Genomic DNA, 13901 nt, shown 5'->3' with positions numbered 1-13901 from the left:
TTGATATTGACCAACGGACTACTGTACGCTATGATAAAGAATGTACAGAGCTTGATCAGATTGATTCAAAGAATAGGAGATGTCGACCATGTATACGACCGATATTCTGTTGTCCAGCATAGAAGCAGTGAAAAAGTTTGTCACTCTGGCGAATCGGTATGATTTCCCGATTAATTTAAGGACTGACAAATATACGATTGACGCAAAATCCATTATGGGGGTATTCAGTCTAGACCTGTCCAAACCGGTCACAGTCGAGCTGGAAGGGCCGCAGGCAGAGCGTTTTATAAAAGAGCTTGTGGAATTTCAGCCGCAGAACGCATAATAGAATTCCCGGTATCTTCCGTGAATTGACAGCCCGGATTGCTCCGGGCTTTTTTATGCGCTTTCGCCGGATTCCTCCAGCTTTTCAGAAAGCTCGCTCCAGGTCAAAAACACCGAATCAGACTGTTCCTTCAGCCGGGTCAGCTCCTGAGTCAGCTCCATTACCGCTTCGTAGTCGGCGGCGATTTCCGGTGAATGCAGGCGGGTTTGCACCCGTTCCATTTCCTGCTCGAGCTGCTCCATCTCCTGCTCCGCGCGTTCGATGGCGGCACGGGTTTTTCGCAGCCTCGCTTCCTGTTCCTTGCGCTGCTTATAGAGGCTTTTCTGCTCCGACTCCTGCTGATCCTCTTTCACCGGGTCCTTTACGGCTTCCTTGACGCGTTCCAGATACGCGTCGTAATTACCGATGTACTCCGTTGTGCCGTTTTTGTCCAGAAAATAGATCCGGTCAGCCAGCTTGTTGATCAGGTAGCGGTCATGCGACACGATCAGCAGGGTTCCCTCATAATTTTGCAGCGCGTTTTCCAGCGCCTCGCACGAGCCAATGTCCAGGTGGTTTGTCGGTTCGTCCAGTAGCAGAAAATTCGCACGCGACAGCATCAGGCGCAGCAAAAGCACACGGGCGCGCTCTCCGCCGCTCAACGCGGCGACTGGTTTAAACACATCGTCATTCTGAAACAGGAAGATCGCCAGCGCGTTTCGAACCTGCGTCTGCGTCATCGCGGGGTAAGAGTCCCAGATTTCATTCATCACCGTTTTTTCGGGATGCAGATCCTCTTGAATCTGGTCGTAGTAGCCTACGTCGATTCCCGCACCAAAGCGGATTTCGCCGCTGTCCGGCAGGTAGCGCGACAGCAGCGTTTTGAGCAGCGAGGTCTTGCCGCAGCCGTTCGGGCCAATTAGAAAGATGCGCTCGCCGCGGCGGATTTCCAGATCCACATTGCGGAACAAGGGGGCTCCGTCAAAGCTCAGGCCAAGGCCGGCGGCGGAGAGAACATCATTGCCGCCGCGCTGCGAGGGCTCGAAGCGAAAGCGAATGCTTTCCTCCAGCTCGTCGGGCTTAACGAGTGTGCTTTCCAGGCGTTCGATCACCTTCATTTTGCTCTCTGCCATGCGGATATTGCGCTCACGGTTCCATTGCCGCTGCTGCGTAACAACTCCCTCCAAACGGGAGATTTCTTTTTTGGTGCTTTCATACTTTCGCTGCGCTGTCAGGTCATTTTCCTGCTTTTGCGCCAGATAGGTGGTGTAGTTTCCTTTATAGCAGGTAAGCCGGTGGTTCGAAAGCTCAAAGGTGCGCCCTGTCACACGGTCCAGAAAATAACGGTCATGCGAAATGACGAGGAATGAACCGGAATACCCTTTGAGAAAATCCTCCAGCCATTCTACGGACGCAATATCCAAATGGTTGGTCGGCTCATCCAGCAAAAGCAGATTTGCGCCGGAAAGCAGGAGCTTTGCCAGCTGCAGCTTCGCCTTTTGCCCGCCGCTGAGTACTCCCACCGGCATGGCGGCTTGTTCGTCGTCAAAGCCAAGCCCCAACAGCGCAGAGCGTGCCCGTGAACGGCAGGTAAGGCCGCCTTCACGCAGAAAGCGGTCATTGAGCAGCATCTGGCGTTCGATCAGCTGGGTCTGATTCTGCGGCTTCCCTTGCAGGGCCAGATTGATTTCTTCCAACTCATGCTCCATTTCGAGCAGAGGGGAAAATACGCTCAGTACCTCGGCGTAAGCGGTTTGCTCCAGATTGCTGCACACGTGCTGCTCCATATAGCCGATCACAGCGTCGCGTGACAGATGAATTTCACCGCCGTCGCCGGACTGATCGCCTGTCAGCAGTTTAAACAGGGTGGTTTTTCCGGAACCGTTGACCCCAACAAGGCCGATCCGGTCGCCGGACTGTATTTCAAAGGAAACGCCGCTGAATAAATCTTCCGCGCCGAATGCCTTTTTTAAATTGCTTGTACTCAGCAAAGCCATGTTAATGCAAGCTCCTTTTTGAAACGGCAGAACAAATAGAAAAGGCGGTAATCAACCGCCCGTGGGCCGTCAATCCGGCCGCCGTTTCTCTCTCAATATTATAGAGGAATTTTGCAATGAAATCAAGAAAAACGCGCAACATCGGCTTTGGCGAAAGAAAACGGGGGATTTTGTGGACATTTTCGCGCCGCCGGTGATATAATAATCGTATCAAAGGAGGGGACGGCTTATCCGATACGGTATTTCTACGGCGTGCCTGTATCCGCAGGAAACCGCCCAGTCCCTGGCGAAGCTGACCAATATGGGGTTCCGGTTGTTTGAAATCTTTTTTAATACGTATGGTGAGCTTAGGCCGGACTATTTGAACAATTTAAAATCAATCCTGGATTCTTCCGGATCGGCTGTCAAATCGATCCATCCGTTTACATCTGGCTTTGAAAGCGTGATGTTCTTTTCGGACTACGACAGCCGCTTTACAGATTCTCTGGATTTTTACCGTAATTATTTTGAAGCCGCCGGCAGGCTTGGGGCCGAAATACTGGTGCTGCACGGCCAGCGCGATTACCTGTACAGCGCGCTGAGCGAGGAGGAATACTTCGAGCGGTACGCGCTGCTCTATGAGGCAGGGCGCAGATGCGGGGTTCAGGTGGCGCAGGAGAACGTCAACCGCTTCCGCAGCGAAGACCCCGGCTTTATCCGCCGAATGCGGGAGTATCTGGGAGACGGATGCTGCTTTGTACTCGATATTAAGCAGGCGGTGCGCGCGGGAAAGGACCCCTTTGAAATGTGCCGCGCCATGGGGGACCGCCTGGTGCATGTTCATTTAAACGATAACAACGGAAAATCCGATTGCCTTTTGCCAGGTGACGGAAGCATGGATTATGCAAGGCTGATGAATTTGCTGGACAAATCCGGCTACAACGGCGATTTTATCATCGAGGTTTACCGCACCAGCTTCCCGAATCTGGATCGTCTGCGCGACAGCAGGCATTTTGTGGAACAATTGGTGAAATAAATCTTAGAAAATGTTGCAAATTTCGGCGGGATAATGCTATACTTTTAAAAGTTGCTGTAAAAGAACAGAGGAGGGTCATGATCTGTGAAATGCCCGTATTGCGGTTTTGAGGAAAGCAAGGTAATTGATTCCCGCCCAACGGACGAGGGTGAGAGAATTCGGCGCCGCAGGGAATGCCTGAAATGCGCCAAACGCTTTACCACGTATGAGGTGATCGAAACGGTGCCCATTGTGGTGATCAAGAAGGACAAATCCCGTCAGACGTTTGATCGCAACAAACTGCTGAACGGTCTTTTGCGTGCATGTGAAAAGCGACCGGTTTCCATCGATACGCTCGAACGTGTTGTGGATGAGATCGAAACGATGCTGCAGAATTCTTTGGATCGCGAGGTTCCCTCCAGTTTGATCGGAACGTACGCGATGGAAAAGCTCAAGAATATAGACGAGGTGGCGTATGTTCGTTTTGCGTCAGTGTACCGGCAGTTTAAGGACATCAATACTTTTATGGACGAACTCAACAAGTTGGTGAAAAACCGCAACTAAGGCTGCGGTACAGGGTCGTTTTAGGGCGGGATGCAGAAAGCATCCCGCCCTTTTCAGGTGAAAATCAAAGTTTTGAAATGCCAGGGCAGGTGAGACAATCTTTTTTGAATGAAAACAGAAGAATGTATCGTGCCGGTGCGGGAATGCTAAAAAAAAGTACGAAAGGAGCAAGCCTATGGCAAAAGCAGGAATGCGCAGGCCAGACCCGAAAGAGCCGCACGGAACAGAGAGCAACCACAAAACACATCTGCCCAAGAATGATGTTCCGCCTGTTCCGGAGCTGCAGGGGAAAGCAAAGCATACAAAACAGAAAGCTGACCCTATCATTGAGCCCTGATCTCGTTCGAAAAAAGGAATATACCGCCACAAAGGGCTCTCTTCCGACTGTTTCGCCGGAGGAGAGCCCTTTGTGTACGAAAAATTTCAGGGCGATCCCGCAGTAAGAGGAATCCACCCTGAAATTCAGAAAATGCTTTTGACGTTTTGGACGGTGCATGGACTGTTTTAGCCGCTTACCTTTGGCGGCATCCTCTGTCCTCACAGCCACAATCTCCGGCCTTGGGCGGGAAAAATTCATCTGTGGGGAATTCGATCCGGCGGAACAGCTCGCACGGATCATCCGAAGTAGCCTCGCACTCTTTTTCCGGAATACAGAAATCATAGGCAGGGATTAGCATTTGTACGTTGCGTACGATTTGCACGATGGTGAAAATGCCGATGGTGACATATACCGTGCGGCGAACGGGGTCCATTACGAAATCACTGCCAAATCTTTTGCAGATGCAGTCGGGAATGCGGCAGCAGATCTCACAGGGATTTGCGGGGCAGTCACACACTCTGGACGACAGGCCAACCGGATCTGCCACCTGTACCGTTGCCTTAGGCAGCGCGCGGCACGCCCAGGAATTGACTTCCAAATCATCCAGTCCGCAGTCCGAACTGAACATCTTAACATTGCCTTCGCTGCCGTACAGAATCACCTTTTTGTTAAATACAGCAATACCGTTTACCTGAACGGGACCAGAGGTAGGCGAGCAGTAAACATCCAGTGCAACATCAAAGAAGAAGGTCATGTCTACGGAATAGAAGCCCTTATTGAAGGGGACTGCCTCCAGATCCAGATAAACTGTGATAACCTCGACATTTCTGATCTTAACAGTTGCCGCTTCGTTGATCAACTGCTGCTTATCGGGCGTAAAGTATACACGCAAATCTTCTAAGCAGTCTTTGTCACAGGAGGGTACAGGTTAAAGGAAAACGGGCTTTGAAAATCCCCGGTTTCATTTCAACGACCACTGTCCGCTTAGGCAGTATTAAAAGCGGCTTCAAAAATAAATAGGTTTCAAAAAGAGCTCAACCTGAAACTGGGCTGGCTTCCAGCCTTTTTCTTTGTAATACGTTCCCCGCTCTATGATGGATTTCAGGAGTTGGTTCTTGCTTTGTGCATCCAACGAGGGGTACAGCTTCAGTGCCTCTTCGATTCGTTTTTCCATCGCGATGGCGTTGAGTGGCCGCGGCGAACACTTTTTAGCAAACTCCCTGCGCGAATTGTTCAGCTGCCCGAGCTTCTCCTGAATGGCAGCTTTGCGGTTCAGAAACATTTCCGGCGTGTAGGTGCCGCGCTCCAATAGCTCGCAGATCGTGTTCAGCTGTTTCTCAGTGGCCTTGATTTCGCCGTCGATGGAGTTCAGCGTTTGGGTGTAGGGGTTGTCGGACTGGTGCTCCGGCTGCTGCTTTGCCCGCAGTGTTTGCAGCTGATATACCAGCTCGCAGAGTACGGCTTGCTCCACCATGGGTAGCTGACTCGATACGATGCAGCCCTTTTTTTGACACAGCAGGTACGGCTGGGAGCTTCGGCTCATGATCTGCCGCTGCATCAGGCTGCCGCAGTTTTTGCAGTAGATCAGCCCGGCTAGCGGGTTTTCTACCCGCCCGGTGTAGGATGGGGGATGATAACGTCCTCCAAAGATTTCCTGCGCTTTCTCAAAGGTTTTTTCGTCGATGATCGGGGGATGAATTCCGTCGGTTACGATCCATTTTTCTTTCGGATTGTAAATGGTAATGCTTTTCTCGTTGCCTTTGGCACCTTTGCGGACGTGGGTTTTCTGGTTCCAGACAATCTTCCCAATATACACGTTGTTTCTGAGAATCTTCATTACGCTGGTGCGGCCGAAGTGATCGGACCGGTGGGGGCGGGCGCCCATGGCATTGAGCGTTTCGGCAATCACCTGGCATCCAGCTCCTTCCTCAATGTACATCCGGAACATCAGGCGCACAAACTTCGCTTCGGCGTCGTTAATCTTCAAGGTGGGCTTTTTGTTTATGTAGGCCTTTTCATACCCATAGGGAGCGTTGGCAATATACCCGCCGTCTTTGATGGTCCGCTGGGTTCCGGCCTTCAGCCGGCGCTTGATCATCTTCAGCTCCTGTCGGGAGAGGAAGGTTTTAAACTCGGTGTAGTCCTCGTCTGCGTCATTGTCCAGGTCAACCGTTTTCATCGGCGTCATGATCTTGGTGCCGCTGGTCTTGAACGTTTCCAAAATGATTCCTTGTTCCGCCATGGAGCCGCGGCCCAGACGGTCAATATCCATGCACAGCACGGCGTCGAATTTCTCCGCCTCAACGTCCTTTAGCATCCGAAGCATTTCCGGCCGCGCATACAGCGCATCCCCGGAAACAACCTCTTTGTAGATGTTATGCTCGGGGATAAACAGTGCGTTCTTTGCCGCAAATTCCAGGAGGGTTTTCCGGTGCCGTTCCAGTGTTTCTTCTACCGGCTCGTTCGCGTCGTCCGCGCGTGATTTGCGCAGATAGATGGCGATAGACATGTGCGGCCCTCCCTTCGCATTTCTTTCCATTTCCTGTGAGATTGATTTTATTGCAATCTGAATCCCTAACGAATCAATCTATTTGTACGAGAAAGTTGAAAATTTTATACTGCAATAACCCACGAATGAGTTTTTTGCTGGAAAGGAACAGGGAATGCGGGCATTCACCGAAAGGTATAGGACAATCGCGAAAAATCATACCTTAAAGGAACAGGAGGTGAGCCGCTTGAAAAAGAAAGATATGGGAGAGCCGACGGTGACTGTACATTTTTTGCCCGGTACAGCCGAAGATGTGGCGAAGAATCGGGCCGCATTTCAGGCGGCGCTCGAAATGGGTCTGTCTCGTTTGAACGGCTGTAAAACCAAGGTGGAGCTTGACTGGGATGGTAACGAAGAGAATTATCGCAGTTACCGCGAGGGAAAGCTCAAAGAGCCAGGGGAGGGCAAATAACAGGGGGGCGCTGGTACCCCGAACTGAAGAATCTGCGGACATATGGTAAAATGGACTGGTTCAGCCGGCAGCCGAGTTCCCTGCTTCCCGGCGGCATCCGGTATTGTCCCAATTTCATTGTCTGCGCAGCGGATTGCTAAAACAGAAGCTATGGAGTGAATCTTATCCCGGTCTGCCGCAAATAATTGTGAAATGAGGGATTGGAAGTATGAAAGGGTTCACGGGTATCGTGAGAAACATTGATCTGGCAGGTCGCATTGTCATTCCAAAAGAGCTGCGCCGCGCCCTGGGCTGGGAAGTCGGAGATCCACTCGAAATTATCGGTCAGGATAATGGTCTTGTAATGAAAGCATATAAGCCAGATCCACTTGAAGTAACCAATGAGGAGCTGCGCCGACGCTTGAAAGAGATCAATCAATTAACTCTTTCCTATGAAGCAAGAGAGCTGTTCAGTATTCAGGAAGCCTTTTTCCGGATACGACAGATAACAAACATAAGCGAATTTGAAAATAACTAGGAAGCCTGAATGTCATGGCCCCGGCTCAGCAACGAACGCAGAAATAAAAGCGGCTCCCGCCGCAAAGCAAGAGCCGTTTCCTAATCTACCAAAATGGATATTTCGTTTTTTAAGTCGCTGATGATTGTTCCAAGAAGCACCATTCGTTTCAGGTCTTTTGTTTTCTTGGCTTCTTGGTAGCACACCGAATACACCATTAACTTGCTTTGCAGGGCTGCTTTTGCATGTTGGCTCATGTTCAGACCTCCATTACTCTATTTGTTAACATAATACATTAAAGATGTGTCGCTGGTGTGAATTAACAGGCTGTATGAAAATAGAATCGAGTATAAAAATTTGGAAATCTAAGGGTGGAGGTGAAAAAAGGAGTAGCAACGCTAACATCCGTCGTTCTTATTTATATCAAACGAATTATTGATATTCCGATCGATGAGTTGGCGCTGATTAATGATCATATTAATGATGGCAATGACATTTGCAAAAAAGCTGCACAACACTCTCAAGGAATGGATATCCTGATCTTTTGAAATCGCTACCGCAAAGGTTGTGGATAAATATGATAATTCTTCTGGAGTACAGTCTTTTAGCATATCATTCACCTCACTCCATATTATTCTGCGTTTTTTATTTTGGAATGAACTGATCTTATGTAAATGATAGAATGGTTGAAAAGGTATTTCAAACTGTTTTTTCAATGAATGGAAAACAGTCGAGAAAAATGGCGATTAAAAAAAAATCCGTACTTATCCTAACGGATAAGTACGGATTTTTTTTAATATAAGAATAAATTGGCCTTTATTGCTTTCATCACCTGCGTTCGCACAATAATCTTTCAATTACGTTATTAAGCAAACGTAAATCTGAATTATTGAGATCATCCAACTGGGACAGAATGCTTTTCAATGCTCTCGAACTTTCACGGTCACAGTTGGATCCATTGTTATTGTGATTATTACAGCCATTTGCACTCTCACTGTTACTTGAAACTCTTTCATTCCAAAAATCAGCTGATGTTCTTGCCACGTTTCTTGCCTCCTTTTTAAGTGTTTAGTACATAATATGCTGGTGGTCTTAACTCGTCCATTCATTTCTTAGTAAAGGCATTCTAACAAAAGCATTTCTGCGAAAAACATCTCATCGATTTGAACGCAGCAAAGGCAGCCATATGTGTCCCAGAAAACATACGGTTTGTCAAAGCTGATGATGAGAACTGAATTTCCGGCGGTATATTTTGAATATTTAGAGAAGAGTACCCAGCAAATGCTGGGTACTCTTTGGTTATTATACACTTATTACATTTTTGAACATAATATGTGAAAGAAAGGGGAAATGGTGTATGAATCATAGATGCAATCATTCCTGTTGCAATAGCGATTGTGAAATAAAAGATGCTGGCCCGCAGCCGTATGTAGTTAATATTCAAGCGGTTACCGATCAAAATAACAATTACCGTACCGCGTTATGGACAGGGAATTACCTGCAGGTAACACTGATGAGCATTCGGGTTGGAGGAGATATCGGTCTGGAAATTCACCCTGATACAGATCAATTTTTACGTATTGAGCAAGGAAACGGTATTGTAAAAATGGGAAATAGTAAAGAAAACCTCAGCTTTCAGAAAAAAGTTTCTTCAGGCTGCGCAATCTTTGTACCGGCGGGCACATGGCATAATTTGATTAATGATGGAAACACGCCGTTAAAACTTTATACGGTTTACGCTCCTCCTCATCATCCGCGCGGTACTGTCCATAAGACAAAAGCTGACGCATTCTCCTCTGAACAGCAAGCGGGAGAAAAGAAAGCGAATGGCTATTGACAGAAAAAAACACGAATCTGTCTTTACAATATCCGTCGTGTATGGGGGCTTGCCCTTTGAATGCAGGCAGAGGGGATATCCTGCCCCCGCTTTTTTATGCCTTGAGTAAAGCGATCAAGCGGCGGGCGGAAAATAAAAAGAATCGTCCCGCAGCCGGAACTTCAATTCAGGCTGCGGGGATTTTTGTTTTTGCTTTTGAGAATAGTTTGCTTCAATTTGTTAAATTATAATACTATATTTTAGTAGGTGAAAGGGAATTGTAATAATGCAAACATTTCAAAGGCTGCCTCAACATATCGGCATTATTCCGGACGGAAACAGACGGTGGGCGCAAAGCAAGGGGATGCAGAAAGAAGATGGTTATTCTCATGGAATTCGGCCGGGTTTCGAGCTTTACCAGCAATGCGTTGGGCTGGGAGTAAAAGAAATCACCTTTTATGGATTTACACAGGATAACACAAAGCGCCCCTCCGTGCAGACACGGGCTTTTCAGAAGGCCTGTGTTGATGCGGTGTTGGAACTTTCTCAATACGATGCAAACCTGCTGGTGGTCGGGAATACCGATTCACCGTTATTTCCGCGCGAGCTGATCCCCTATACCAAACGTGTCACTTTAGGCAAAGGGCTGATCAAAGTTAATTTTCTGGTCAATTATGGGTGGGAATGGGATCTGAATCATTCATTGGAGAACCGTTCTTTCGGGAACAGGAAGCTGAGCCAAAGAATTGCATCTTCCGAAATTTCAAGAATTGACTTAATCGTACGCTGGGGAGATCGAAGGCGTTTGAGCGGCTTTCTGCCGGTGCAATCCATTTACGCTGACTTTTATGTTCTGGATAAAATGTGGCCGGATTTTAGCCCGAATGATTTATATCAGGCGCTGGATTGGTACCAGAAGCAGGATGTGACGTTGGGAGGCTAAGCTCGTTCTTATCATTAAAAATAAGCCCACCCTTACCGGAATGACCCGGTAAGGGTGGGCTGTTCTATAACCTGCACACTCTTATTCGCTGCATGAATCATAGATACGCATGGCGTCAATGCAAACAGCTTCTTTAAAGCATCCAGTTGCGCGCTCATCGGACGCGATATTAAAATCTTGAGCCATAAAATGTTCCTCCTAACAGGTTAATTTCCCATGTTCTCTATAACATTTTATGGCTCAGATTCAATTTTGTTACACGGTAATTATGATAAAGAACAGCAGCATGGACAATATTGCCCGCGCGTTGTTTTTTCGGCGTCTTGCCGCAGCATGGCCGATCTGCTGGGGACGGCCTGTTCCGTCTTTTACGCAGTACTTACAGCTTTGCCAGGCGGGCAAAATTAGACATCAGCTTTTTGGTGCCGACCTGTTGAAACTCAATCTCAAGCAGATTGTCGTTGCCCATAGGCGTAACGGAGAGAATCTTTCCGGCTCCGAAGGTCTTATGCTCGACCCGGTCGCCCGGCTGATAACTCTGGGCGGATTTATGCGGGGGAATGTCTACCGGGCCAAACTGGCGCGCTGCATGAATGGAAACGGTACGGGCTTCGTAGGCCGAAGTAGGCAGATCTGTACCCGGCTCGGGCTTTTTCCACGATCTGGAACGAGTGCGTTCCACAAGCTCCTCCGGAATCTCATTTAAAAAGCGTGACGGCTTATTGCGCGAAGTGGAGCCGAAGATCATGCGGCTTTCCGCGTTCGTCAGGTGCAGCTCCTCACGGGCGCGGGTGATGGCAACATAGGCCAGTCTGCGTTCCTCTTCAATTTCAGAGGGATTGTAGATCGCCTGCATGCCGGGGAAGAGGCCATCCTCCAGGCCGGGCAGGAATACGACTGGGAATTCCAGGCCCTTGGCGGAGTGCATCGTCATTAAAACCACTTGTTCGGTGTTCGAATCCAATTGGTCGATATCGGTAAACAAAGAAACCTCTTCCAGGAATCCGGAGAGAGAGGCCTCGGGGTTTTCTTCCTGATATTTAATGAGGCTCGAAGAAAGCTCGTTGATGTTATCCACGCGGTCCTGCGCGTCGTCCTCTTCCGCCTTCAGGGAGGCGATGTAATCGGTTTTCTCCAGAATCAACTGGTACAGGTCATTTAAAGAGACGTCGGGATTGGTGGAAGCTTCGGTCAGCTCCTGAACCAGCTTGGCGAAGGCCTGCAGCTTTGCCGCAGAACGCCGCAGAGGCTCAAAATCCTCAGCGCTGTTGATAACGTCGAACAAAAGCATACCGTTTTCACGCGAAATGTCCACCGCCTGTGCGATTGTCTTTTCACCGATGGAGCGCTTGGGCTGATTGATGATGCGTCGCAGACGGATTTCATCCGCGGGGTTGTTGATTACGCTCAAATATGCCAGCATGTCACGGATTTCCTTGCGGTCGTAAAAGCGAACGCCACCGACAATCCGGTAGGGAATACCCGATTTTACCATCATTTTTTCGAGGGTGTTCGACTGAGAGTTCATTCGATACAGAACGGCAAAGTCGGAATATTTGCGTCCCTTTGCCACACCATCCAGAATATGCGTCGCAACGTAATCCGCTTCATCCTGCTCGCTGAACGAGGTGTGCAGATACAAAGGACAGCCCTGGGGATTCTCGGTCCACAGCGATTTTCCCTTACGCTGGGTGTTGTTTTCAATCACCGCGTTGGCCGCATCCAGAATATTTTTGGTAGAGCGGTAGTTCTGTTCCAGACGAATCACCTTGGCACCCGGGAAGGTGTTTTCAAAGCTCAGGATATTTTCAATGGTCGCACCGCGGAATTTGTAAATGCTCTGGTCGTCATCGCCGACAACGCATAGATTTTGATTTTTCTTCGCCAACAGCGACACAAATAGATACTGGGCGTGGTTGGTATCCTGGTACTCATCCACCATATAATAATGAAAGCGGTTCTGGTAGTATTCCAGCACATCCGGACAGGTACGGAACAGCTCAACCGTGTTGAAGATCAGGTCGTCAAAGTCCATTGCGTCGGAGGTTTTCAGGCGATTCTGGTACATATGGTACGCTTCTGCAATCCGCTTGAGGCGAAAATCGTCCCCGGCCCGGCCGGCGTATTCATCCGCGTCTACCAGAGAATCCTTTGCGTGCCCGATTTCACCCAAAACAGATTTGACCGGCAGTTCCTTTTCGTCGATCTGCAGCGATTTCAGGCAGTCCTTCATCACCCGGCGGGAATCGTCGGTATCGTAAATGGTGAAGTGGGGGGTATACCCCAACCTGTCCGCATCCCGGCGCAGCATGCGCGCGCAGGTGGAATGGAACGTAGAGGCCCACACCTGTGTGCCCTGCTCCCCAAGCATGGCAACAAGGCGGTCTTTCAGCTCGCCCGCCGCTTTATTCGTAAAGGTGATCGTCATGATCCGGTAAGGATCACATCCCTCATGGATCAGGTGAGCGACCCGGTTGACCAGAACGGTCGTTTTTCCGCTGCCCGCTCCCGCCAAAATCAAAAGAGGTCCATCTTTGTGCCGGATGGCCTCCTGTTGTCTGGGGTTCATCTTAGAAAAATTCTGCGCAAGCAGCTCTTTATTCTGTATGGACATATTCAACGCAATCCTCCTATTTTATTCCTGTACCACCGGACAATTCCGTGCTTTAAAAAAACAAAAAAGTACGGCAGCCGACTGTGCTCTCTTGGCTCAACGATACCGAAAACCGCTTTGACCCAAGCCTGTGCATATTTCGGCACAGCGCATGGGGCAAGCGAAAGGCACAGGAAAAGGGCTTTTGCCCTTGTCATATCAGGCTGGTTCTGCCATAGCCTTCCGGCAGCCCGCAGGCAGCCTGAAAGCCCGGAGCCTCTGCCTTGGGCTGCTGATGGTTCCGGCGCTTTGGCCGGCTTGTAAAATAATTATACCTTATTTTGCTGTGAATGGCAAATCGTTGGATTCAAAATAAAAGCACCCGCGCCTTTCGGCCCGGGTGCCTCCGAAACAGAAACCAAATCAGAACGGACGGGTGTTCTCCAACAAACCGGCAGTGGCCCATGCGGAACGGGTACGGGGAGCGGGGGCCGGAGCAGCAGTGGCCAAAATGAGCGGAGCGGGCTCCGCCAGAGTAACCGACTGAATCGCGGAGGCCGGTACCTCATACAGCGCATAAGCCGCGGCTGCGATGACAGCTAGAATTTCACCGGAAATTCCCTGTGGAGCCGAAGCCGTCTGTGCAGCTGGAACCGCTTGTGCGGGAACGGCAGAAAGCGGAACGGGTGCCGGTTGGTTCAGAACGGGAGCGGCAGCAGGAGCAGGTGCAACGGGCGCCTGGCGCAGTGCCTTTGCGCGTTTCTCATTTAATTCGGTCAGCTTTTGCAGTGTGCCACGCAAAACGATCAGCACGGCCAGTGCCGCAATGGCAGCGATTGCCGATATTACGGTGAAAATCTGAAGCTGTGTAGCCTCCATCAAAAAAACATCCCCATTCTTGTTAGTGTTATTACA

Annotated in this window: 17 protein-coding genes; 10 read left to right on the top strand and 7 right to left on the bottom strand. The window is 49.5% G+C overall.

Going from position 1 to position 13901, the window contains the following annotated elements; all coding sequences use genetic code 11:
• The first annotated feature begins 88 nt into the window (after positions 1–88).
• The gene (locus QOS46_RS05610) at positions 89–325 is read left to right on the top strand and encodes an HPr family phosphocarrier protein (RefSeq protein ID WP_283607944.1); all 237 of its coding nucleotides are present in this window, start codon (positions 89–91) and stop codon (positions 323–325) included.
• A gap of 53 nt (positions 326–378) precedes the next feature.
• On the opposite strand, the gene QOS46_RS05605 is transcribed toward QOS46_RS05610, so the two are convergent.
• Positions 379–2301, bottom strand: coding sequence for an ABC transporter ATP-binding protein (locus tag QOS46_RS05605; protein ID WP_283607942.1), 1923 nt, complete (start codon positions 2299–2301; stop codon positions 379–381).
• A gap of 229 nt (positions 2302–2530) precedes the next feature.
• On the opposite strand from QOS46_RS05605, the gene QOS46_RS05600 reads away from it, so the two are divergent.
• The 3 genes from QOS46_RS05600 (at position 2531) to QOS46_RS05590 (ending at position 4196) form a co-directional block, all read left to right on the top strand.
• Positions 2531–3316: a sugar phosphate isomerase/epimerase family protein gene (locus QOS46_RS05600; RefSeq protein WP_326521353.1), complete on the top strand. Its 786-nt coding sequence runs from the start codon at positions 2531–2533 to the stop codon at positions 3314–3316.
• A gap of 84 nt (positions 3317–3400) precedes the next feature.
• Positions 3401–3859: a transcriptional regulator NrdR gene (gene nrdR, locus QOS46_RS05595; protein WP_283607939.1), complete on the top strand. Its 459-nt coding sequence runs from the start codon at positions 3401–3403 to the stop codon at positions 3857–3859.
• A 175-nt stretch (positions 3860–4034) separates the two neighbouring features.
• A complete protein-coding gene (locus tag QOS46_RS05590) occupies positions 4035–4196 on the top strand; it encodes a hypothetical protein (RefSeq protein WP_283607937.1) in 162 nt (53 codons plus the stop codon).
• 175 nt (positions 4197–4371) lie between these two features.
• Here the strand turns inward: QOS46_RS05590 and QOS46_RS05585 are convergent, their stop codons facing one another.
• Positions 4372–5070 (bottom strand): hypothetical protein, encoded by a 699-nt coding sequence (locus QOS46_RS05585; RefSeq protein WP_283607936.1) that lies wholly within the window; start codon positions 5068–5070, stop codon positions 4372–4374.
• 114 nt (positions 5071–5184) lie between these two features.
• Complete coding sequence (locus QOS46_RS05580; RefSeq protein ID WP_283607934.1) at positions 5185–6687, bottom strand: recombinase family protein; 1503 nt, start codon at positions 6685–6687, stop codon at positions 5185–5187.
• 226 nt (positions 6688–6913) lie between these two features.
• On the opposite strand from QOS46_RS05580, the gene QOS46_RS05575 reads away from it, so the two are divergent.
• Together QOS46_RS05575 and QOS46_RS05570 are read left to right on the top strand one after the other, a co-directional pair.
• Positions 6914–7138, top strand: coding sequence for a hypothetical protein (locus QOS46_RS05575; RefSeq protein WP_283607932.1), 225 nt, complete (start codon positions 6914–6916; stop codon positions 7136–7138).
• Positions 7139–7346: 208 nt separating this feature from the next.
• Positions 7347–7655 carry an AbrB/MazE/SpoVT family DNA-binding domain-containing protein gene (locus tag QOS46_RS05570; RefSeq protein ID WP_283607930.1) on the top strand — a complete coding sequence of 103 codons (309 nt, stop codon included), beginning with the start codon at positions 7347–7349 and terminating at the stop codon, positions 7653–7655.
• Between the two features lie 80 nt (positions 7656–7735).
• On the opposite strand, the gene QOS46_RS05565 is transcribed toward QOS46_RS05570, so the two are convergent.
• A complete protein-coding gene (locus tag QOS46_RS05565; RefSeq protein WP_283607928.1) occupies positions 7736–7891 on the bottom strand; it encodes a hypothetical protein in 156 nt (51 codons plus the stop codon).
• A 114-nt stretch (positions 7892–8005) separates the two neighbouring features.
• Here QOS46_RS05565 and QOS46_RS05560 point away from each other — a divergent pair, with 114 nt between their 5' ends.
• Entirely contained in the window at positions 8006–8182 is a 177-nt protein-coding gene (locus tag QOS46_RS05560; protein ID WP_283607926.1) for a hypothetical protein, read from the top strand.
• A gap of 280 nt (positions 8183–8462) precedes the next feature.
• Here the strand turns inward: QOS46_RS05560 and QOS46_RS05555 are convergent, their stop codons facing one another.
• The gene (locus QOS46_RS05555; protein WP_283607924.1) at positions 8463–8678 is read right to left on the bottom strand and encodes a hypothetical protein; all 216 of its coding nucleotides are present in this window, start codon (positions 8676–8678) and stop codon (positions 8463–8465) included.
• Positions 8679–8991: 313 nt separating this feature from the next.
• On the opposite strand from QOS46_RS05555, the gene QOS46_RS05550 reads away from it, so the two are divergent.
• From QOS46_RS05550 to QOS46_RS05540, 3 genes are read left to right on the top strand one after another with little or no spacing between them, the layout of a single operon-like run.
• Entirely contained in the window at positions 8992–9471 is a 480-nt protein-coding gene (locus QOS46_RS05550; protein ID WP_283607923.1) for a cupin domain-containing protein, read from the top strand.
• A gap of 56 nt (positions 9472–9527) precedes the next feature.
• On the top strand, positions 9528–9701 hold the full coding sequence (locus QOS46_RS05545; RefSeq protein WP_283607921.1) for a hypothetical protein: 174 nt from the start codon (positions 9528–9530) through the stop codon (positions 9699–9701).
• Between the two features lie 35 nt (positions 9702–9736).
• Positions 9737–10393 (top strand): undecaprenyl diphosphate synthase family protein, encoded by a 657-nt coding sequence (locus QOS46_RS05540; protein ID WP_283607919.1) that lies wholly within the window; start codon positions 9737–9739, stop codon positions 10391–10393.
• A gap of 379 nt (positions 10394–10772) precedes the next feature.
• On the opposite strand, the gene QOS46_RS05535 is transcribed toward QOS46_RS05540, so the two are convergent.
• On the bottom strand, positions 10773–13007 hold the full coding sequence (locus QOS46_RS05535; protein ID WP_283610780.1) for an ATP-dependent helicase: 2235 nt from the start codon (positions 13005–13007) through the stop codon (positions 10773–10775).
• 402 nt (positions 13008–13409) lie between these two features.
• Positions 13410–13865 carry a hypothetical protein gene (locus QOS46_RS05530; RefSeq protein ID WP_283607917.1) on the bottom strand — a complete coding sequence of 152 codons (456 nt, stop codon included), beginning with the start codon at positions 13863–13865 and terminating at the stop codon, positions 13410–13412.
• Positions 13866–13901: the final 36 nt, after the last annotated feature.

It is taken from the genome of Faecalispora anaeroviscerum (genome assembly GCF_947568225.1).
GTDB classification, from domain to species: domain Bacteria; phylum Bacillota; class Clostridia; order Oscillospirales; family Acutalibacteraceae; genus Faecalispora; species Faecalispora anaeroviscerum.
This window is presented reverse-complemented; position numbering and strand designations above follow the sequence as displayed.

What these genes read in the sequence shown, in the direction of transcription:
- QOS46_RS05610 (WP_283607944.1), top strand. Translation starts at nt 89, where the DNA reads ATGTATACGACCGATATTCTGTTGTCCAGCATAGAAGCAGTGAAAAAG.
- QOS46_RS05605 (WP_283607942.1), bottom strand. Translation starts at nt 2,301, where the DNA reads ATGGCTTTGCTGAGTACAAGCAATTTAAAAAAGGCATTCGGCGCGGAA.
- QOS46_RS05590 (WP_283607937.1), top strand. Translation starts at nt 4,035, where the DNA reads ATGGCAAAAGCAGGAATGCGCAGGCCAGACCCGAAAGAGCCGCACGGA.
- QOS46_RS05580 (WP_283607934.1), bottom strand. Translation starts at nt 6,687, where the DNA reads ATGTCTATCGCCATCTATCTGCGCAAATCACGCGCGGACGACGCGAAC.
- QOS46_RS05570 (WP_283607930.1), top strand. Translation starts at nt 7,347, where the DNA reads ATGAAAGGGTTCACGGGTATCGTGAGAAACATTGATCTGGCAGGTCGC.
- QOS46_RS05565 (WP_283607928.1), bottom strand. Translation starts at nt 7,891, where the DNA reads ATGAGCCAACATGCAAAAGCAGCCCTGCAAAGCAAGTTAATGGTGTAT.
- QOS46_RS05550 (WP_283607923.1), top strand. Translation starts at nt 8,992, where the DNA reads ATGAATCATAGATGCAATCATTCCTGTTGCAATAGCGATTGTGAAATA.
- QOS46_RS05540 (WP_283607919.1), top strand. Translation starts at nt 9,737, where the DNA reads ATGCAAACATTTCAAAGGCTGCCTCAACATATCGGCATTATTCCGGAC.
- QOS46_RS05535 (WP_283610780.1), bottom strand. Translation starts at nt 13,007, where the DNA reads ATGTCCATACAGAATAAAGAGCTGCTTGCGCAGAATTTTTCTAAGATG.
- QOS46_RS05530 (WP_283607917.1), bottom strand. Translation starts at nt 13,865, where the DNA reads ATGGAGGCTACACAGCTTCAGATTTTCACCGTAATATCGGCAATCGCT.